At 64.8% G+C, this 19,190-nt stretch carries 21 protein-coding genes; 6 read left to right on the top strand and 15 right to left on the bottom strand.

Annotated features, from left to right (window positions below):
* The first annotated feature begins 62 nt into the window (after positions 1 to 62).
* Positions 63 to 596, top strand: coding sequence for a cysteine hydrolase family protein (locus tag DTX69_RS04650; RefSeq protein ID WP_119300330.1), 534 nt, complete (start codon positions 63 to 65; stop codon positions 594 to 596).
* A 37-nt stretch (positions 597 to 633) separates the two neighbouring features.
* Positions 634 to 1,188, top strand: a complete 555-nt coding sequence (locus DTX69_RS04645) for a DUF2243 domain-containing protein (protein ID WP_119300329.1) — start codon at positions 634 to 636, stop codon at positions 1,186 to 1,188.
* Between the two features lie 57 nt (positions 1,189 to 1,245).
* Here DTX69_RS04645 and DTX69_RS04640 read toward each other — a convergent pair whose 3' ends face one another.
* From DTX69_RS04640 to speB, 6 genes are all read right to left on the bottom strand, one after another.
* Positions 1,246 to 1,761 (bottom strand): F0F1 ATP synthase subunit B family protein, encoded by a 516-nt coding sequence (locus tag DTX69_RS04640; protein ID WP_119300328.1) that lies wholly within the window; start codon positions 1,759 to 1,761, stop codon positions 1,246 to 1,248.
* Positions 1,761 to 2,252: a F0F1 ATP synthase subunit B family protein gene (locus tag DTX69_RS04635; RefSeq protein WP_119300327.1), complete on the bottom strand. Its 492-nt coding sequence runs from the start codon at positions 2,250 to 2,252 to the stop codon at positions 1,761 to 1,763. Before DTX69_RS04635 ends, DTX69_RS04640 begins: the two co-directional genes overlap by 1 nt.
* Before the next feature lie 75 nt (positions 2,253 to 2,327).
* Positions 2,328 to 2,552, bottom strand: a complete 225-nt coding sequence (locus DTX69_RS04630) for a F0F1 ATP synthase subunit C (protein WP_119300326.1) — start codon at positions 2,550 to 2,552, stop codon at positions 2,328 to 2,330.
* 55 nt (positions 2,553 to 2,607) lie between these two features.
* Positions 2,608 to 3,348 carry a F0F1 ATP synthase subunit A gene (locus tag DTX69_RS04625; RefSeq protein WP_119300325.1) on the bottom strand — a complete coding sequence of 247 codons (741 nt, stop codon included), beginning with the start codon at positions 3,346 to 3,348 and terminating at the stop codon, positions 2,608 to 2,610.
* Between the two features lie 42 nt (positions 3,349 to 3,390).
* Entirely contained in the window at positions 3,391 to 3,714 is a 324-nt protein-coding gene (locus DTX69_RS04620; protein WP_119300324.1) for an AtpZ/AtpI family protein, read from the bottom strand.
* Positions 3,715 to 3,904: 190 nt separating this feature from the next.
* Positions 3,905 to 4,903: an agmatinase gene (speB, locus tag DTX69_RS04615; protein WP_284735541.1), complete on the bottom strand. Its 999-nt coding sequence runs from the start codon at positions 4,901 to 4,903 to the stop codon at positions 3,905 to 3,907.
* Between the two features lie 143 nt (positions 4,904 to 5,046).
* Here speB and DTX69_RS04610 point away from each other — a divergent pair, with 143 nt between their 5' ends.
* Positions 5,047 to 5,484 (top strand): hypothetical protein, encoded by a 438-nt coding sequence (locus tag DTX69_RS04610; protein WP_119300323.1) that lies wholly within the window; start codon positions 5,047 to 5,049, stop codon positions 5,482 to 5,484.
* Between the two features lie 24 nt (positions 5,485 to 5,508).
* On the opposite strand, the gene DTX69_RS04605 is transcribed toward DTX69_RS04610, so the two are convergent.
* The 4 genes from DTX69_RS04605 to DTX69_RS04590 all read right to left on the bottom strand — a co-directional run bounded on the left by DTX69_RS04605 (position 5,509) and on the right by DTX69_RS04590 (position 11,014).
* Complete coding sequence (locus tag DTX69_RS04605; protein WP_119300322.1) at positions 5,509 to 6,141, bottom strand: hypothetical protein; 633 nt, start codon at positions 6,139 to 6,141, stop codon at positions 5,509 to 5,511.
* Between the two features lie 39 nt (positions 6,142 to 6,180).
* Positions 6,181 to 9,645: a chromosome segregation SMC family protein gene (locus tag DTX69_RS04600; RefSeq protein WP_119300321.1), complete on the bottom strand. Its 3,465-nt coding sequence runs from the start codon at positions 9,643 to 9,645 to the stop codon at positions 6,181 to 6,183.
* 30 nt (positions 9,646 to 9,675) lie between these two features.
* A complete protein-coding gene (locus tag DTX69_RS04595; RefSeq protein WP_119300320.1) occupies positions 9,676 to 10,347 on the bottom strand; it encodes a DsbA family protein in 672 nt (223 codons plus the stop codon).
* Positions 10,348 to 10,486: 139 nt separating this feature from the next.
* Positions 10,487 to 11,014: a DUF721 domain-containing protein gene (locus DTX69_RS04590; protein ID WP_162916667.1), complete on the bottom strand. Its 528-nt coding sequence runs from the start codon at positions 11,012 to 11,014 to the stop codon at positions 10,487 to 10,489.
* Between the two features lie 51 nt (positions 11,015 to 11,065).
* On the opposite strand from DTX69_RS04590, the gene mutY reads away from it, so the two are divergent.
* A complete protein-coding gene (gene mutY / locus DTX69_RS04585; protein WP_284735540.1) occupies positions 11,066 to 12,124 on the top strand; it encodes an A/G-specific adenine glycosylase in 1,059 nt (352 codons plus the stop codon).
* A gap of 357 nt (positions 12,125 to 12,481) precedes the next feature.
* Positions 12,482 to 13,438 carry a radical SAM protein gene (locus DTX69_RS04580; protein ID WP_119300318.1) on the top strand — a complete coding sequence of 319 codons (957 nt, stop codon included), beginning with the start codon at positions 12,482 to 12,484 and terminating at the stop codon, positions 13,436 to 13,438.
* Between the two features lie 153 nt (positions 13,439 to 13,591).
* Here the strand turns inward: DTX69_RS04580 and DTX69_RS04575 are convergent, their stop codons facing one another.
* The 5 genes from DTX69_RS04575 to DTX69_RS04555 all read right to left on the bottom strand — a co-directional run bounded on the left by DTX69_RS04575 (position 13,592) and on the right by DTX69_RS04555 (position 17,206).
* Positions 13,592 to 13,837 carry a hypothetical protein gene (locus DTX69_RS04575; RefSeq protein WP_119300317.1) on the bottom strand — a complete coding sequence of 82 codons (246 nt, stop codon included), beginning with the start codon at positions 13,835 to 13,837 and terminating at the stop codon, positions 13,592 to 13,594.
* 294 nt (positions 13,838 to 14,131) lie between these two features.
* On the bottom strand, positions 14,132 to 15,247 hold the full coding sequence (locus DTX69_RS04570) for a site-specific DNA-methyltransferase (RefSeq protein ID WP_119300316.1): 1,116 nt from the start codon (positions 15,245 to 15,247) through the stop codon (positions 14,132 to 14,134).
* A gap of 78 nt (positions 15,248 to 15,325) precedes the next feature.
* Positions 15,326 to 15,949, bottom strand: a complete 624-nt coding sequence (locus tag DTX69_RS04565; protein WP_119300315.1) for a ribonuclease HII — start codon at positions 15,947 to 15,949, stop codon at positions 15,326 to 15,328.
* A 48-nt stretch (positions 15,950 to 15,997) separates the two neighbouring features.
* The gene (locus DTX69_RS29970) at positions 15,998 to 16,642 is read right to left on the bottom strand and encodes a hypothetical protein (RefSeq protein ID WP_162916665.1); all 645 of its coding nucleotides are present in this window, start codon (positions 16,640 to 16,642) and stop codon (positions 15,998 to 16,000) included.
* Between the two features lie 3 nt (positions 16,643 to 16,645).
* Positions 16,646 to 17,206 (bottom strand): hypothetical protein, encoded by a 561-nt coding sequence (locus DTX69_RS04555; protein WP_119300313.1) that lies wholly within the window; start codon positions 17,204 to 17,206, stop codon positions 16,646 to 16,648.
* A 573-nt stretch (positions 17,207 to 17,779) separates the two neighbouring features.
* On the opposite strand from DTX69_RS04555, the gene DTX69_RS04545 reads away from it, so the two are divergent.
* Positions 17,780 to 19,126, top strand: a complete 1,347-nt coding sequence (locus DTX69_RS04545; RefSeq protein ID WP_119300312.1) for an arylsulfotransferase family protein — start codon at positions 17,780 to 17,782, stop codon at positions 19,124 to 19,126.
* The last annotated feature ends 64 nt before the right edge of the window (positions 19,127 to 19,190 follow it).

Here is a 19,190-nt window from a genome sequence, read left to right as displayed (position 1 = left end):
GCGCAACAGGTCTTGGCTGCGCGGATAGCGACGACAAGCGTTCCTATTGGAGGATCACCGGCATGCCCTCAGCGAATCCAAGGACCGCCCTTCTGCTCATCGACATCCAGCAGGGCATGTTCGGCCCGGACGAGATCTGCCACGAGCCGGAGCGCCTGCTGGCCAATGCCTCGGCCCTCCTCGAGCGCGCGCGGGCGACCAGAGTTCCGGTGTTTCATGTGCAGCATTGCGAGGAGGGTGGGCCGCTCGCCCCGAGCACGGCGGCATGGCAGATCCACCCGCAGGTCGCGCCCCGCGACGGTGAGCCGGTGATTCAGAAATGGGCTTGCAGCTCCTTCTATAATACCGACCTCGATCAGCGCCTGCGCGTGGCTGGTGTTGGGCGACTGGTGATCGCGGGGCTGCAGAGCGATTTCTGCATCGATACCGCCTGCCGGGTCGCGCAAACCCTCGGTTACGCGGTTACGCTGGCGGGCGACGCACATTCAACAATGGACAACGGCGTGCTCGCGGCCGAGCAGATCATCCGACATCATAACCGGGTACTGTCGGGCATCGTGGAGAAGGTGGCACCCGCCGCGGAGATCGCATTCTAGGGACGGCACGGTTTTGCCCCGCCCTTGTTTGCGGGGCATGGCAGAGCCCGAGAAGCCCAATCAGTTCCCGATATCCGCCGGCATCCTGCTGGGCCTTGGCCTCGGCGGGTTCTTCGACGGCATCGTGCTGCACCAGATCCTGCAGTGGCACCACATGGCTACCAGCGCCGGGTATCCGGCCAACACCGTCGACAACCTGGAGCTCAATACGCTGCTCGACGGCCTCTTCCATGCCGCGACCTGGCTGTTCACGCTGGCGGGCCTCTTCATCCTGTGGCGAAAGGCGCGCCACACTCACGTCAATTGGAATGAAAAATACCTGTGCGGATCGTTCCTGATCGGCTTCGGCCTGTTCAACCTGGTGGAGGGCATTATCGACCACCACATTCTCGGCCTGCATCACGTCAACGAAACCGTCCCGCGCGACCAGTGGATCTACTGGGACAGCGGCTTCCTGGTCTGGGGCGCCCTGATGCTGATCGTCGGGTGGTGGATGTTGAAGAGAGCAAGGAGGGCGCCTGCCGGTGAGCCTAACGCCGAGGAGCCGCCGCGTCCCGCCGGTCCTGTCCACGCCGCAAGCCGCCGGGGATAAACATAAAGCCCGGGATCGCTCCCGGGCTTCCGTGTCTGGTCGGTAGATCCGCCGCGCTCAGTGCAGCTTCTTCTCCACCTCGGCGATCGCCCGGTCGATCAGGGCGCCGCCGCGCACGCCGTCGATCTGGCTGCGGATGATCTGAGCCGCCGCGGCGGTCGCCACGTCCACCGCCTCGCGGCGCACTTCCGCGAGGGCCGCGGCCTCCGCCTGATGGATCTTCTCCAGCGAGGCCTTTTCGCGCCGCGCCAGGTTCTCCTCCAGCTTCTTGCCGGCGTCCTTGATCTGGCGCTGGGCCAGCGCCTTGGCGTTGGAGATGATCTCCTCCGCCTCGCGCATCGCGTCGCGCTGCTTGCGCTGGTATTCGGCGAGCAGCGCCTGCGCCTCGTCCTTCAGCTTCTGCGCCTCGTCGAGGTCCGACTTGATCTTGAGGGACCGCCGGTCGAGCATCTGCGCCAGGGCCTTCCAGATCTTCGGGCCCGCGAGTACGACGAAGATGAGGAAGCCGAGATAGACCCAGGTATGCGGGTTCTCGAGGATCGCGTGGAGGCCGCCGGCTTCTTCGGGGGTCATCACGTACGCTCCTTCATCACGCTGTCGACCGCCTCGGCCGCCGCATTTGCATCGACTGAGGTGTCGGCGACCTTGCCCGCCATCATCGCCGCCACTTCACCGGCGATGCCGCGCACGTCCGCCAGCGCCCGGGTCTTGGCGGCCCGGATGCCCGCTTCGGCCGCTGCCGTCTGGTCCGCCATCTTCCTGGCGAACTCGGCCTCGCGCGCCGCCGTCTCGGCCGCAATGTCGGCGGCTGCCTTGGCGAGCGCCGCCTGGGCCTGGGCCCGGGCATCGGCGATCGCCTTCTGGTAACCGGCCAGCACCTGGGCCGCTTCCTCCTTCAACGCTTCAGCGCGCTGCAGGTTGCCGTCGATCCGATCCTCGCGCTGGGCGAGAATGCCGTTGATGCGCGGCAGGATCAGCCGCGACATCAGCAGATAGAGCGCCAGGAAGGTAATTACCAGCCACACCAACTGCGGCGCGAAATATTCGGGGTTGAACTGCGGCATGATGCTGTCTCCGCGACCTGCGCCCGTGAAGTCCCTGGAACGGACCCCGCGGGCGATCGCTCAGGATGTGCGCGGTTAGACGAACAGGATGATCATCGCCACGACGAAGGCGAACAGGCCCGTCGCTTCGACCAGCGCGAAGGTCATCATCATGCGGCCGAACCACTTTTCGGCAGCAGCCGGGTTGCGGACCGCCGCGTTCAGGTAATTGCCGAACAGAACGCCCAGACCCGCGCCCGCCCCGCCCAAGGCGATCACGGCGAGACCCGCACCGATAAACCGTGCTGCTTCGATATCCATGTTGTTGGTTCCTTCTCAGTTAGTTGGTTGCGTCTTCGGCACCGACCGCACGCTCTCAGTGCAGGTGGATTGCGTCGTGGAGATAGATACAGGTGAGGATAGTGAACACATAAGCCTGCAGACAGGCGATCAGCAACTCGAGACCGAACAGCGCCGTCACAGCCGCGATCGGCAGCCAGCCGGCCCAGACGCCCAGCGCGAACGCGAAGCCGCCGATGACAGCCAGCATCACGTGCCCCGCCACCATGTTGGCGAACAGTCGGATGGAGAGGGTCATCGGCCGGATCGCGTAGGAAATGATCTCGATCGGGATCATCAGCGGCATCAGCCACATCGGCGCGCCCTGGGGCGCGAAGTAGGTGAAAAAGTGCAGCCCGTGCCGCACGATCCCGACGATCGTCACCATCACGAAGATAAAGAGGGCCATCGCGCCGGTCACCACGATATGGCTGGTGACCGTGAAGGCCCCTGGCAGCAGCCCGAGCACGTTGGCAAACAGGATGAACATGAACAGGCTGAACACGAACGGGAAGTATGCCCGCCCCTCCTGACCGACATTGTCCCTCAGCATGTTGGACACAAAGTCGTACATGCCTTCGCACAGCGACTGCCAGCGACCCGGCACGATCGCCTGCTTGCGGGTGCCCAGCAGCATGAAGGCCGTGATCGCGGCGACCGCGATGACCATCCACAGCGAGGAGTTGGTGAAGGAAACGTCGAGGCCGCCGATATGAATCGGGCCGCCCAGCGGTTGAATTTCGAATTGCGCGAGCGGCGAATGCGCTTCTGCTGCCACGATTGACCCCGTCCTTGTCTCCGGACCCTTTGCTGGTCCTTGTCAGTCCCGTTTATCTTTATCCATGCGCCGCTGGACGTCCTTGGACAGCCGCACGACGTTGAAAATCCCAGCCACCATCCCCAGGAACATGAGACCGATCATGAACCACGGCCTGGTGCCCATCTGCATATCGATCAGCCAGCCGAGGCCAAGACCGACGCAGACACCTACCACCAGTTCGATGCTCATCCGATAGCCGACGGCGACGAGCGAGTCGTTATAGGAGCTCTTCTTCGAACCCTCCCCGCGCCCTTCGATCCGGTCGCGCGCCGCCTTGAGCTTCGCGTCGAACTTGTCGAGGTCGCGCGGGTCTTTCTCGGTCATCTCTGGGTTCCTGAGAAGCGCCCCCGCCACAACGCCACACGCCGCCGCCGATCCATCGACCGGCGCACGCGCGGCGGAACATACGGACGCACCTAAGGCCTGTCAAGGCGATTCGCCGCAGGCCAAATCATTGAAACTGCGAGCAGATTTGCGTTTTTGCGCGCACCTGCGCAAGCTGTCGCAGGGGGTCTCAAGCGCGGCTTTTGGCGCCTTTCTTGATCGCGCGCAGGCACAGCTGGTCATAGGCGATGGTCGCGGCGGCGATCGCGGTGATCTCCGCCTGATCATAGGCCGGCGCCACTTCCACCACATCCATGCCGACGATGTTGAGCGAGCCCAGGCCTCGCAGGATGGCGAAGGCCTGCGCGGTGGAGAGCCCACCAGCGACCGGCGTGCCGGTGCCGGGCGCGAATGCCGGGTCGAGGCAATCGATGTCGAAGGTCAAATAAGCCGGGTGCCTACCCACGATCTTCCTGATCTTGTCGAGGGCTGCGGCCGGGCCCTTCTCGTGGACCTCCGGCGCGCCGATGATGGTGAGGCCCATCTTGTCGTCGACCCATGTGCGGATGCCGGTCTGCACCGAGCGCTCGGGCACGATCAGCCCTTCCTTCACCGCGCGATAGAACATGGTGCCGTGATTGAGCTCGACCTCTTTGCCTTCGACCTCCGGCCAAGTATCCGGATGCGCGTCGAAATGCACCAGCGCCAGCGGGCCGTACTTCGCGGCATGCGCCTTCAGCAGCGGGTAGGTGATGAAGTGATCACCGCCGAAGGTGGTCAGGAAGACGTCATGCTTGATGATCTCGGCGGCCGTACGCTCGATGGCGTCCGGGATGGTATGCGGCATGGCGTGATCGAAGTAGACGTCGCCGTAATCCACTGCCTTCACGTATTCCAGCGGATTAAATCCTTGCGGGAAACTCTTGAGCTCGCACAGCTGCGCCGATCCCAGCCGCACGCCCTGCGGTCCGAACCGCGCGCCGGGGCGGAAGGTGGTGGCGGTGTCGTAGGGCACGCCCAGGAACACGTTGTCTGCGTGCGCGACGTCGCGCGAATAGGGCACGCGCAGGAAGGTCGCGATGTTGGAATAGGTCTGCTGCGCGATGAGCGTGCCGCCGGCCGGCTGGCTCGGCTTCGCCCCCGGCGCGGTGCCCTGCCGCATGATCTTGTTCTTGTTGCTCCTGGCCATCTCAGCGTCTCGTCCCCGACGTGGCTGATGCGATGACGCTAGGCAAGGGGCAGCGCAATGACAAGCGGTGATCGATAGACCGTGGATGACACGAATGGGCTATAGTCGCGCTGACGGATTCGGTTTCGAGAGTTTGACAAAGCTTGAAGAAGGTCTTCGCCGCCCTCCTGCTCTGTGTGCTTGTCGGCTATTGTGCGCTGCCGCTCGTCTCCGTTTCGTCCATCACCATAGCACTGGAGAATCAGCGGGGTAGAAAGATCACGGCGGACGGGCGTGCCGCATTCCTGGATGCCGATGGCCGCGCTATCGTCGAGATCGCTCTCGACGAGTCTCCGTCCTGGGACAACAACATCCATTGGTGGGCGCATAGCACCCATGAAACCAGCAAGCTGCGTCCCGTGGACGCGCGCCGCGCCAGAAGCGTGGCGATCTCGGCCGGAGGCTGCGCCCCGCTGACGCTGCCGATCGCGCTCGAGAGCCGATACGTCCCGCCGTCCCTGGCGCCCCATGGCGGTGGCCGGGCCTACATGCTCTATGAATTCAATGGCACTGCTCGGCTGACGTGTGAAGGCGCCGAATGATCAAGGACGCCATCGGACGTTGTCCTACGCCACCGCAGATGAATCCGTCAGCTCGTTGAGCAGCATCAACAGCGCGAGCGCCGCGGCGGGTGGCAGGATGTGCACGGAACCCTCGCTGGCGAAGCCCTGGTCCGATCGCACCAGCAGCTTGTTCACGTAGTCGAGCAGTCGTTTCGCTTCCTCTTGCTCCCTTGGTAATCGGACCACTTTGGCAACCGGCCGGCCCGTCTCCATGATTACCCAGTCATGGACGCGTGGACCGAATATCCGGTCAAGCAGCCCGGTGCTGCCATCGAGGAGACGGAATAGTTCCTTGCCATGCGGATCGAGCAGGACAAGGCCGGTCCGCCCCCACGGATTGATGAACTTGCGCAGAATCTGCTGGTGGAACTGCAGCACCAAACACTGCGTCGGATCGCTGAGCAACCAGCGCGACGGCATGATGGCACGGTTAGCCTTGAGGCGCCAAACCTGCCCGCTGCTATCAACGATCGCGTGCTCGCGGAATGTCACCACACCCAAGAGCTCGCAGGTCGCAAGCACCTGCTTTGTCGCTTCGTCACTCAGCACCCAGGTGCCGCGATAGTGCTTGGGCGGGACGCCGTCGCGCCGTGTTCGCCGCAGGCGATAGAGAGCATGGTCCGCGACTGCGCTCATGGTGGCCTCCAAGAGCGTGAGAACCGGCGTGGAGAGCGCCTACTGCGCCGCCTTCAACTCGTGCGCATCCTGTAGGTCGACCGACACCAGTTGCGAGACGCCGCGCTCGGACATCGTGACGCCAAACAGGCGGTCCATGCGGGCCATGGTCAGGCGATGGTGCGTGATGACCAGGAAGCGGGTGTCGCCGGCGCGGCCGAGCTCGTCGACCAGATTGCAGAAGCGCTCGACGTTGGCGTCGTCCAGCGGCGCGTCGACCTCGTCCAGCACGCAGATCGGCGCCGGATTTACCAGGAACACGGCGAACAGCAGGGCGGTGGCGGTCAGCGCCTGCTCGCCGCCCGACAGCAGCGACATGACCTGCAGCTTCTTGCCTGGCGGGCTGGCGAGGATCTCGAGGCCGGCTTCCAGCGGGTCCTCCGCCTCGGTCAGCGTCAGATGCGCGCGGCCGCCGCCGAACAGGCGGGTGAACAGCGTCTCGAAATGGCGGTTGACCAGCTCGAAGGCCGCCAGCAAACGCTCGCGCCCTTCGCGGTTGAGGCTGTTGATGCCCTGGCGCAGGCGCGCGATCGCATTGACCAGGTCCGACCGCTCGGTCTGCATGCCGGCCAGCTGCTGGTCCAGCTCGTTGGATTCGACCTCGGCGCGCAGGTTGACCGGGCCGATGTTCTCCCGCTCGCGCAGCAGGCGCTGCAGCTTCTGCTCGACCGTGGTCTTGTCCGGCAGCGGCTCGCTGGGATCGAGCTCGGCCAGCGGCAGCACGTCCGCCGGCGTGCATTCCAGGCGCTCACGGATGCGCTCGGTCAGCGACTGTTCGGCCTCGCGCGCCTGCTCGACCGCGGATTCGGCGCGCACCTTGTTCTCGCGCATCTCGGCCAGGCGGTGCTCTTCGTTCTTCAGCGCACGGTCCGCTTCGGCGAGGCTGTTCTCCGCCGCCGCCAGCTCGTCGGCGCGATCGCGCCGCGCCTGCTCGGCAGTGGACAGCAGGCTCAGCAATTCGTTGCGCTGCTGTGCCAGCTGCTCGGGCAATGCGGCGAGGCGCGCGATCTCCGCTTCCATCGCCTCGCGGCGCTGCGCCAGCGCTTCGAGGTGCCGCGCCGCCGCATCTGCGCGCTGGCCCCAGGAGCCAAGCTCGCGCTCGATCTGCTCCAGCCGCTGCTGGCGCTGCTGGGCCTCGCGGCGCAGGCGATCGTCGGTGGAGCGGCATTCGATCAGCTTCGCACGCCGGTCGGTCAGGATCGGCTTCAGCTCGGCGATGCGGTTGCGCGCTTCGCCCAGGTCGGGCAAACCGGCGATCTCTTCATCCGTCGAACCGAGCTGCTGCTCGGCTTCGGCGGTATCGGTCTCGAGCGTGGCGAGCGACTGCAGCAAGCCGGTGAGCTTCGCATTCACCTGGCTCAGCGCCTGCTCGGCACGGGTCAGCGCTTCGCGGGCGTTGCGCGCCGTCTGGTAGGCGGCCTGCAGCTCCTGGCGCTTCGCCTGCTCATCGGCCGAAGCCTGCGACAGGGCGGCCTTAGCAAGGTCGTATTCGGCATGGGCGCGCGAGAGGTTGGCAGCGATGCCCTCCATCTCTGCGGTCACATCCTTGAGTCGGTTGCGCTGTTGCATGCGCTGCACTTCGGCGGTCGGCGAGCCGGCCTGGATGGTGAAACCGTCCCAGCGCCACATCGAGCCGTCACGTCCGACCAGCCGCTGACCCTGCGCCAGTTGCAGCGCGAGCGCGCGACAGCCCGCCTCGTTCTCCACAACGCCAACCTGGGAGAGGCGGCGGAGCAGGGCGGCGCTGCCGGTCACGAAATCCGACAAAGGCCGCGCACCGAACGGCAGGGCCGGCGCCGACGGATCAGTGCCCAACTCACGCCAATGCAACGGTGCGCCGGTATCGGCCGAAGCCTGCAAATCGTCGCCGAGCGCCGCGCCCAGCGCTGCCTCGTAGCCCGGCGTGACGGAGAGCGCGTCGATCAACGGCGGCCAGATCTGCTGATCGCTGTCCTGGAACAGCGCCGACAGCGCGTCGATCTCGGCTTTCAAAGAGGTATGGGCAGACTGCGCCGCGGTCAGCTTCTCGCGCGCCGCGGCTTCGGTGTCGACAGCGCTTTCGCGCGCCGCTTCGGCCATGCTCATGGCCCCTTGCGCCGCTTCCAGCGCGTGCTCCGCGTCGTTGGTTGCCGCACGCGCGGCGTTCAGCGATTCATCTGCAGCGATCTCGGCCTGCAACCGGTCGCGTTCGGCATTGGCGTCGGCAATGCGCTGGCGCAGGCGCTCGAGGCGAACCGCCAATTCATCGCGCCGGCGCGACAGAGCCGACTGCCGCGCTTCGCCCGCGGCGACGTTCTGCGTGAGGTTGGCAAGCTCGGTCTCGGTCTCCTCGACCTCGGCGGCGGCCACCTCGACCGCGCGCGCGGCCTCCTCGGCGATGGCGGCTTCGCGCGCGGCGACTTCGGCGAGTTCCTCGGATTCCGTCTTCAGCGTCGCCTGGGCTTCGGCTGCGTCGGCGGCAAGCGCGGTCTCGCGTTCGGTATCGGCGGCGATGTCAGCCAGCTGGCGGTCGGCATCGGCGCGTTGCTGTGCGACCCGCGCTTCCTCCTGATCGAGCTGCGCGCGTGCAATCGTGAGGCGCTGCAGCTCGGCCGCCGCTTCCGCTTCCGCCTGGCGCAGGCCGGGCAGGACGGCAGCCGCCTCTCCCTGGCGCGTCGCTGCAACGGCCGCGGAGGAGGTGAGGGACACCACCAGGCTCTCGGACGCCATCAAGGCTTCCTCGGCGGATTTCAGCCGCGCCTCGGCATCCGTCCACAGCAGGTGGAACAGGATCGCTTCCTGCCGGCGGATGTGGTCCTGCAGGTTGCGGTAGCGCGAGGCCTGCCGCGCTTGTTTCTTGAGGACTGCGAGCTGGCTTTCCAGCGTGACGATGACGTCGTCGAGCCGAGCGAGATTGGCTTCGGCCGCCTTCAATCGCAGCTCCGCCTCATGACGGCGCGAATGCAGGCCGGTGATGCCGGCCGCTTCTTCGAGTAGAGCACGGCGGTCGGTCGGCTTGGCGGCGATGATGGCACCGATGCGGCCCTGGCTCACCAAGGCGGTGGAATGGGCACCCGTCGCGGCGTCGGCGAACAGCAGCTGTACGTCCTTGGCGCGCGTCTCCATGCCATTGATCCGATAGGCGGAACCCTGGCCGCGCTCGATCTTGCGGGAGATCGTGAGCTCGTCGTACTCGTTGAACTGCGCCGGCACCTTGCGGTCGGCGTTGTCGAGGAAGAGCTGCACCTCGGCGACGTTGCGCGCCGGGCGGGTGCCGGTGCCCGCGAAGATAACGTCGTCCATCTCGCTGCCGCGCATGCGCTTGGCGGAGGTTTCGCCCATTACCCAGCGCAGCGCCTCGACGAGGTTCGACTTGCCGCAGCCATTGGGACCGACGATGCCCGTCATGCCGGGCTCGATCATCAAATCTGTCGGGTCGACGAACGACTTGAAGCCGGTGAGGCGGAGTTTGGTGAACTGAACCAAGGTGGTCTCGATCCCCCGAGATGAAACGTCTTACTGCTTGGCGGCCAAGGCGTTTTCGATGGCCGCCTTGAACGGCGCGTAGTCCCCCACGCCTTTCAGCACGCGGTCATCGATGAAGAAGGTCGGCGTCGAATCGACCTTGAGCGTATTCACCGCGTCGTCCTGCGTCGCCTTGATCTTCTCCTTGCGGGCCGGGTCATCGAGGCAGGCCTGGAATGTGGAATCGTCAATGCCGGCGGACTTGGCGATGGTCCTGATCTGCTCGATCCCGCCCTGGACGTGCCACTTGTCCTGCTCCTGGAACAGGGTGTCGACCATCGGGAAATAGGCGAGGTCGTTGACGCAGCGGGTCAGCAGCGCCGCACCATACGACACGCCGTCCAGCGGGAAGTCGCGGAACACCAGCCGCACCTTGCCGGTGTCGATGTAATCGGCCTTCAGCTTGGGCAGGATGTTCTCGTGGAAATTCTTGCAGTGCGGGCAGCCGAGCGAGAAGTACTCGACAATGGTGACCGGCGCGTCGGCATTGCCGAGGAATTTGTCCTCCGGCGTAACGGTCGGCACCGCGGGCGCCTTCTCGCTGACATCGCCGGGAACGGCACTGCCCGCGCCGATGCTCTTGCTCGAATAGTAGAACCAGCCGCCGACCCCGACCGCAACCAGGACCAGTACGATCAGTCCGACCAATACGCCTTTGTTCATCAATCACTCCTGGAGGCCATGATCCAAGCCCCTGATGGCTCGGGGTTTTGGCAGGATTCCCAGGGGCGCGCAAGCCCGCGTCTACCAGCGACAACCGCGATGGTATGACAGCTCTGTGAATCCGCCGAGTCGCGCAGAATCAAGCCTCGTTCCCAGCCTTGTTGCGGCGGCGGATGGCGGCCCCGAGTCGCTGCAGGGACTCGCGGATGTCCGGGTCGGCCACCGGCGCCGTCGCTTCCGTGACCTCGTTCTGTTCCAGGCGGGTGAGGGGCGGCGGTGGCATCGCGACCTTGCGGGCCGAGACCACGCCCTGCTCGATCTTGAGGCGCGCCACCGCGCGATAGCCGAAATGGCCGTTGATGCGCTCGAGAATACTGGGCGCGAGATGCTGCAATTCCAGCGCCGCCGCCCCGCCGCAACGCACCGTCAGCGTGCCTTCGTCGCGCCTGCCGCGCGGAAAGCTGACCTTGATGGGCAGGCTGGAAGCCGCCAGCTGCGCTCCGGCGATCTCCGCCCAATGGGTGAACAGGCCAGCCTCCGCAAACCCGCGCGAGCCCAGCGCCTGCTTGGCGATCGCCGGCACCTCCACCGACAATGCCACCATATAGTTGCGGCGCGGCTTCGGTTCGGGTTTCACAGGCTCGGTCGGCTTGGGCTTTTTGGTCATGGGTTTGGAGTCTATGGTGACGGCGCCATGAAATCCACGCACGACGCGCAAATGCCTCAAAAGCTGCTGGCCTGGTACGACCGGCATCGGCGCAGCTTGCCGTGGCGCGCCAGGCCGGGGGTGACAGCGGATCCGTACCACGTCTGGCTCAGCGAGATCATGCTGCAGCAGACCACGGTGCCGGCGGTCAAACCCTATTACGAGACGTTCCTGAAGCGCTGGCCGACCGTCGAAGAGCTGGCAAGGGCGGACATCCACGACGTGATGGCGGCCTGGGCGGGGCTCGGTTATTACGCGCGTGCCCGCAATTTGCATAAATGCGCTGTGATCGTGACGGAGCGGCACGGCGGGCGCTTCCCCGACGGCGAGGATGCATTACGCGAATTGCCCGGCATCGGCCGCTACACCGCCGGCGCCATCGCTGCTATCGCCTTCGACCGGCACGCCACCATTCTGGACGGCAATGTCGAGCGGGTGGTGAGTCGCATCCATCGCCTGCAAACGCCGCTGCCCAAGGCCAAGGTGGAGCTGTGGGCGCTGGCCGAGCAGTTGACGCCGAAGGAGCGGCCAGGCGATTACGCCCAGGCGATCATGGATCTCGGCGCGACGATCTGCACGCCGCAGAAGCCGGCCTGTTCGCTGTGTCCGTGGCGAGGCGACTGCGCGGCGTTCGCCGCAGGCGACCAGGAGACCTATCCTCGCAAGGCGCCCAAGGCAGAGCGGCCGCGGCGCTATGGCGCCGCCTTCTGGATCGTGAACGAGAGAGGCGAGGTCGCATTGAGGCGCCGCCCGCCGAGCGGCCTGCTCGGCGGCATGCTGGAGCCGCCTGGCACCGCATGGGCCGACCAGCCGCTCGGCAAAACCGCGGCTTTACGCAAAGCGCCCCTTTCCGCTGAGTGGCGCTGGTGTGACGGGATGGTGCGCCACGTGTTCACGCATTTCGCGTTGGAGCTGCAGGTCGCGTGCGCCTGGGTAGCGGGCCGGCCGCTCAAAGATACGGAGTGGGTCGCAATCGACCAGCTCGGCGCGGTCGCTCTCCCCAGCGTCATGCGCAAGGTCGCGAAGCTGGCCCTCGCAAGCGCGGTGCAAAACAAGCGCGCCGCTCAATAGGGGCGCCGCAGCCGAAATGAGCGGCCGCGACCGAGCCGCAATCCTTTTCGTTCGATGTGGTCGCCCGGTTCGCGCAGGAATTCGCGCCCCTCTCGGTCAGGAGGTTCGAGAGACCAAGGACATCTATCGATCGCTCATCGAGGGCCGGCCCTACGCGGAAGAGGATCCCCGGCGACGCGACGCCCTGCTCTGCGCCAAGTTCGAGCGGCGCGACGCCGGCTGAACATCCAGCTCCGACAGTGCAAGGTCGCGAAGCTGGCGCTCGCCAGCGCTGCGCAGGAGCAAGCGGCGCAGTAGCCCTCCCGCCGGCGATCCTGCTATCGTTGGTGGTGGGCCACCTGCCGGAGACCGGCCGCCATGAAGCATGACATAGAAGCCGATTGGCTGCTCTTCACCACCTGCAACTACCGATGCGACTACTGCTTCCTGGACGAGATGTTCCTGGGCCAGAAGGTGCAGGTGCTCGCGAGCCCGGCCGAATGGCGCGCCGCGTTCGACCGCACCGGCCTGACCTGGCTTCTCCACATCACGGGCGGCGAGCCGACCCACTATCCCGACTTCGCCCGGCTGACGGCACTGCTGGCCGAGCGCCACGTCCTCTCGCTCAACAGCAACCTGACCGGGCCCACTGTCCTGGACTTTGCGGAGCGCGTCGATCCGGCGCGCGTCAGCTTCATCAATGCCGGGCTGCATCCGGCCGAGCGCGCGCGGCGCAACGGCCACGACCTGTTTGTGCGGCACGCAGCGGCGCTGCTTGAGCGCGGCTTCCCGCTGATGGTGACGGTGGTGGCGACGCCGGAGGTCCTTCATCGTTTCGATGCGATCGTGGACTCGCTCAAGCCGGTCGGCCTCGTGCCCTTCCCCAAGCTGATGCAAGGCGAGCAGGCGGGCCGGCGCTACCCCGACAGCTACACCGCGGAGGAGCGCGCCTTGTTCCGCCGCCATTCGCTGGCGGCGGAGCGCGCCAATCCGCGCCTGTTCGGCGGCACGCGTGAGCGGCCGAGCATCGACCCGACGCTGGGGCGCGCGCATCTGGAGCGGAACCCGGATTATCGGGGCCGGCTGTGCAGCGCTGGGAAGGAGTTCGTAGCGATCGACCCCGCCGGCGAGGTGGTGCGCTGCGGCGGCGGCGCAACCATGGGCAACGTGCTCGCCGGCACGCTGCACCTCAAGAGCAAGGCCAGGCCCTGCGACCGCAGCCACTGTTTCTATTTCTGCGAAAAGTTCACCGCCCGCGCCGAGCGTCAGTGGGCCCGCCGGCATCCGCTCGCCGCGATCGCCAGGCGCGTGAAGGGCGCCGCCGGCGCGGCGTAGTGACCTATCTCCTCCCCACCATGGGAGGGGAAGCGAGCGAAGATTGTCTGGCAGCGAGGCGCGGCTTCCCGCCACCCCGGCCCTCCCCCACATGGGGGAGGGGGGCAGAACTGCGTGACAGGAAGAGAAGGTGGTGAGGGGCTGCGTGCCGCCTTACATCCCGATGCCGAGCAGCTGCTCGGCTTCTTGGAGCTTGGCCATGCTTTCGGCGTGGTTGCCGGCTTCGTGCAGTGCCTGGCCTTCGTCGCGCAGCGCCTGGGCCTGGGCCTTCACGTCTTCGCTGGCGGTGGAGGTGGCGAGCGCTTCGTCGATCGCCTTCACATGCATGGGGCATGAGTTCGCGAAGGCGCTGCCCGCCATGAAGACGGTCAAGGCGATCGCTGTGATCAGCTTTTTCATGGGTTATCTCCCAGGTTGGTGATCCGCGCTGCCTTATGAAACCCCTGAAGTTGCAGATGCGCTACGGACAAGGCGCTCACAGCAGGACACGAATGCGTGAGGGCGCGGTCAGCAAGCCGTCAGGTTGCCACGCAGTGGCGCGATCCGGGATCCATGGATGGGTTTGGCGCCAAGCGCTTGGACCCCGGCTCGGATGCCGAAGTGACGATAGGAGAGGCAGAGAGGTCGGCGTGAGCCTGGAAAAAGCGGCGCGACGGGGTCGGGGACCCGCCGCGCCTAGGTGGGACCCTCAGTTCAATTCAACTCCGCGCGGATCTGCTGGCGGAGTGTGTCGATCGAGACCAGCTTGCCGTCGATCTTGTAGCACCAGAAGGCCCAGCCGTTGCAGGCGGGCGCGCCTTGCACCGCGGCGCCGACCTGGTGGATGGAGCCGCGATGGTCGGCGGAGATGAGGGTGCCGTCGGCCTTCACCTTGGCGCTCCAGCGTCCGTTGAAGGAGGTCAAAACCGCGCCGGGTTCCAGCAGCCCGCGCTCCACCAGCCAGCCGAAGGGGATCCGCGGCTCCTCGCGCTTCGACGGCGTGATCAAGAGTTCGCGCTCGGCCACCGCTTGGACGGCGGCGATCCGTTTCCGCGCCAGATCGATATAGGCGGGATCACGCTCGATCCCGATCCAGCGGCGGCCGAGACGCTTGGCGACCGCGCCTGTCGTGCCGGAGCCGAAGAACGGGTCCAGCACCACATCCCCTGGCTTGGTCGCCGCAAGAATGACGCGATGGAGCAGGGCTTCCGGCTTCTGCGTCGGGTGGCCCTTGCGCCCCGATTTGTCCTTGAGGCGCTCGCCGCCCGAGCAGATCGGCAGCAGCCAGTCGCTGCGCATCTGCAGGTCGTCGTTGAGCGCCTTCATGGCCTCGTAGTTGAAGGTGTTGCGGCTGTCCTTCGACTTCGCGCACCAGATCATGGTCTCGTGCGCGTTGGTGAAGCGCCGCCCGCGGAAGTTCGGCATCGGGTTGGTCTTGCGCCAGATGACGTCGTTCAGCATCCAGTAGCCGAGGTCCTGCAGCTTTGCCCCGACGCGGAAGATGTTGTGGTAGGAGCCGATGACCCAGATCGTGCCGTCATCCTTGAGGATGCGCCGCGCGGATTTCAGCCACGCCTCGGTGAAGCGGTCATAGGTCGCGAAGTCCGCGAACTTGTCCCACGCGTCGTCGACCGCGTCGACTTTGGTGTTGTTCGGCCGGTGCAGCTCGCCCTCGAGTTGAAGATTGTAGGGCGGGTCGGCGAAGATCATGTCGACCGAGGCGGCCGGCAGCTGATCCATCGCCGCGACGCAATCGCCCTGCATGATGGTGTCGAAGGGCAGAACGCGCAGCCCTCCATTGGACTTCGCGGCGCTCGCTTGCCTTCCCATTGCACATCCCCATGACCCCGTTTCGCCGCCGATCCTGAGTCCGGCGACTCGCGCTGTCAATGGGAAAAGTGATTGGAGTCAGTCGATTAGAGATAGTTGCTCATAAACTGGTCGAAATGACACGCGGTGATGCGGGGTCAGGCCATAGGCATCGATTGCCGCGCGATGCTCCGGCGTGCCGTAGCCGACATTGGTTTCCCACCCATATATTGGGTAGGCGGGTGCCAGCTCCCGCATCATCTTGTCGCGCTCGACTTTCGCGAGAATAGAGGCGGCGGCAATGGAATAGGAAAGATGGTCGCCCTCGACGACGGTGGTCTCCGCGCAGGGCAGGCCCGGCTTCATGTTGCCGTCGATGATCGCATGGCAGGGCTGGATGGGCAGCTTCTCGAACGCGCGGCGCATTGCCATGAAGGTGGCACGCAGGATGTTGAAGCGGTCGATCTCCTCGACGCTCGCCTCGCCCAGCGCATAGATCGCCTTCGCGCGCAGCTTGATGGCGACCGCTTCGCGCACCTCGGCGCTGAGGCGCTTCGAATCATCGAGCGCGCCGAGCAGCCGCGTCGAGATTCCGCTCAGCGGCAGGATCGCCGCGCAGGCCACGACCGGCCCCGCCAACGGCCCACGCCCCGCCTCATCGACGCCGCAAATCACGGCCCCCGACTTGCGACCCAGCGAGATCTCGTAACGGAAGGTAGGCATGGGGGCGGTATAGCACTGCGCGCGGAGTCGGGGGAGGGTGGTAAAGCGTCAAACAGCGGCGAAAATGCGTCGACGTTGGTCAGCCGAGGCATCGGCAAGGTATCGCCACAGTATCAGATCGACCACTTTGGGCTGTTCGCACCGTGCTGTGGCGATCGCTTGGCAAAGGTCAAAGGCAGTCGAGTATCCAAGATTCGACGCCGCGCGAACAAGATGACGATCGGGCTTGACTACGTCCAGCCCTAGATTTTTGGCAAGGTGCCAAGCGGTAGTCGGGCCGATGAACCTGAAGTTCTGCAACTCTGAAATGGGATCTGCCAAGATGGCGTTTTTGACCGTCATGAATCCAAGGCTATGGATGTGCCGAGCTGCGGCGACGATCGCGTCAACCTTTCTTTCGTTTCGAAAGCCTCGTAGCGCGGTCACTTTGCAATGCGGATAACTAGCTACAATCGCGGCAGCTGAGTCCCAGTCGCAGAAGCAAAGAGAAAGATAACCGAAAACCTTTCTAACGGTTGACTCGCGGAAACCAGAACAAAGAACAACCCACGCCGTTTCTGCCAATAGCTGGCTCTCGGTAAAACTCCGAGCAGAGACATCACGCTGCCACTGGACTTCCGAGTGGAGTCCAGCGCGTTCCACATACTCAGCGGCGGCTGAATATACCGTGAGCGCGCGAGCTAGATCAGGCAATCCTCAACTCCCCCATCGATTGTCCCGCAACCATAGCTTTATGCGAGTGAGCCAAATTGAAGCGCCAGGATGATCGTCAATATACTTGCTGACTTCGACCTTGAGTTTATGGCGACTCTTTTGGCGCAGAAATTCGCTTTCTGGAATCGCGACTGCAACTGCTGAGGCCATATCGTAACGCGCTAGCACTCGACGGCATGCCGCCTCATCATCACTCCAGGAAGCAAGCAAATACCCCGCCTCTCGCTTTACTTCTGCGTAAACATCCAAACTCCGCCTATGGCTGTCTGAGCGGGCCTTCCAATCTGTCTTGAGCTGCACAATGGACAGCAGAAAGGTCACAAACGCGACCACGCCCGTCCAGAGTTGTGGATCCAACCCGAATGGAGTCAGTGTGATGTTCAGATGGGGATCAATAAATGCTAGGGCCGTAAGCCATGCCGACAACGCAAGGATGGCAATATCTAACAGCAAGGCCCGACGAGCATACCGATCGCGCAGCCCGGCATGACCGGTGCACAGCGTATCTGCAACGCGCTTTATCCGCTCGATTTCATCCTTCATTTTGATCTGTCACTCATCCTCCAGACCAAACAGTGCACGCCATTGCGCGGTCGATCCTGCAGCTGTCGCATTGCGCATCCGCTTCGCCAAGCGACTCAAAACATGTGACATAGCCAAACGTTCTTCCGTATTGGAAGGTCCCAGGTAGTCATCTAGGAGGCAAGGACCGACATCCAAGCATATGGCTCCAACATGGCTGATCAACCAATTTGCAGCCGGAATGCATCCAATGAACCCAACGAAATAACTGAACCCCTCGATGGCCTTGGCTCTCATCTTATCTGCACTGCAAAAGGTCCAAACAATGCCTAATAGGGATTGCGTTCGGTATTCCACTCTGAGGTTATCTACTCTCTTTTGTCGGATTACTGAATGGGTTGTAAATCCGTCAACCTGCAGGGCAATGCGTGTCGTTCCTGCAGGCGGAGTTTATGCTCGGCGGGCTGCTGACGCGTACCCCCGATCAGCGGTCGGTTGATCTTGCGGCGCTAGAAAGGTTCATTCTTTCGATCTGCGGCTTGGGGCTGCCAGCGTGGGCTGGCAAGGACGATCGCAACATGGGAGTGCCAGGCCATGTCAACGGATCGCAATCCAAGGCGCCGCTTCGGCTTTATCCGCGCGAAGTGGGACCTCGTGCTGTTCGGCGTCGGGGTGCTTGCGCTCGCGTTCGGGTTGGGCGTTGCGGTCGAACGCTACCAGCTCTTCCCGCACGCGGTGATCGATGACGCGACCGCCGCGGTGCAGGACTGGCGCGTCAACTGGCGGCACTACCTGCAGATCCGCTCGAAATATCTTGCGGCCACCACGCGGCGCGAGGGCGGCGTGACGCGCTATGATCGCGCCGCCGCCTGGCAGGGTCACACTTTCCTCACGCTCTACGGGCAAGGCGGCTTCGGCGCGCAGCTGATCGACATGGAGGGGCGGGTCCTTCACCGCTGGCGCATCGCGTTCAGCGACGCGTTCCCCAAGCAGCAGCACCTGGAGGTGACACCGCCGGACTACGATGTCGTGCTGCACGGCACCGCGCTGCTTCCCACTGGCGACGTCATCCTCAACATGGAAGGCGTGGGCGCGGTGCGGCTCGACCGGTGCTCCCGCATCGTCTGGCGCCTGCCGCGCATGACGCACCACTCCATCGATCACCTGCCCAACGGCGAGACCCTGATCGCCGTGGATCGCAAGCGCTTCGCCGAGGATCCGCGCTACCCGCGGCTCGCGCCGGGCCCGCAAGGCTATTTCATGGAGAACCTGATCGTGCGCCTGCGGCCCGATGGGTCGGTGGCCGAGGAGATCTCGCTGCTGAATCTGCTTTACGACAGCGGCTGGGCGGCTCTGCTGTTCTCCGGCGAGCAGGCGAGCATCCGCACCGAACAGCCCACGCATTTCAACGACATCGAGATGTTGCGGGAAGAGATGGCGCCTGCCTTCCCGCAGTTCCGGGCCGGCGACATCATGGTGTCGCTCCGCAACCTCAACACGATCTTGGTGGTGGATGGCGAGAGCCGGCGCATCAAATGGACGATGACCGGGCCGTTCCTCTATCAGCACGATCCCGATTTCATGCCCAACGGCCACATCCTCCTGTTCGACAATCGGCGGACCGGCGGCAAGCCGCGGCTCGGCTACAGCCGGATCGTGGAGATCGACCCGCAAACGCGTGCGATCGTCTGGAGCTATCAAGGCACGGACCAAGAGCCGTTCTACACGGACATCCGCGGCATGCAGCAGCAGCTGCCGAACGGCAACGTGCTGGCGGTCGAGGCGCAACAAGGCCGCGTGTTCGAGATCGCGCGCGGCTCCGGCAACCGGATCGCCTGGGAATACGTGAACCTGGTCCGCGACGGCTTCACCGGCGTGATCACCGGCGCGGAGCGCGTGGCGCCAGAACAGCTGACGTTCGTTGGTGCACAATGCGGGTGAGTGGAACGGCTCTCTTCTCCCTCCCCCAAGCTGGGGGAGGGTTGGGGCGGGGGTTGTTCTCTCC

Origin of the sequence: Dongia deserti (assembly GCF_003574735.1) — a bacterium.
Lineage (GTDB): Bacteria > Pseudomonadota > Alphaproteobacteria > Dongiales > Dongiaceae > Dongia_A > Dongia_A deserti.
Note: the sequence above shows the minus strand (reverse complement) of the source record. Positions and strands in the feature narration are given on the sequence as shown.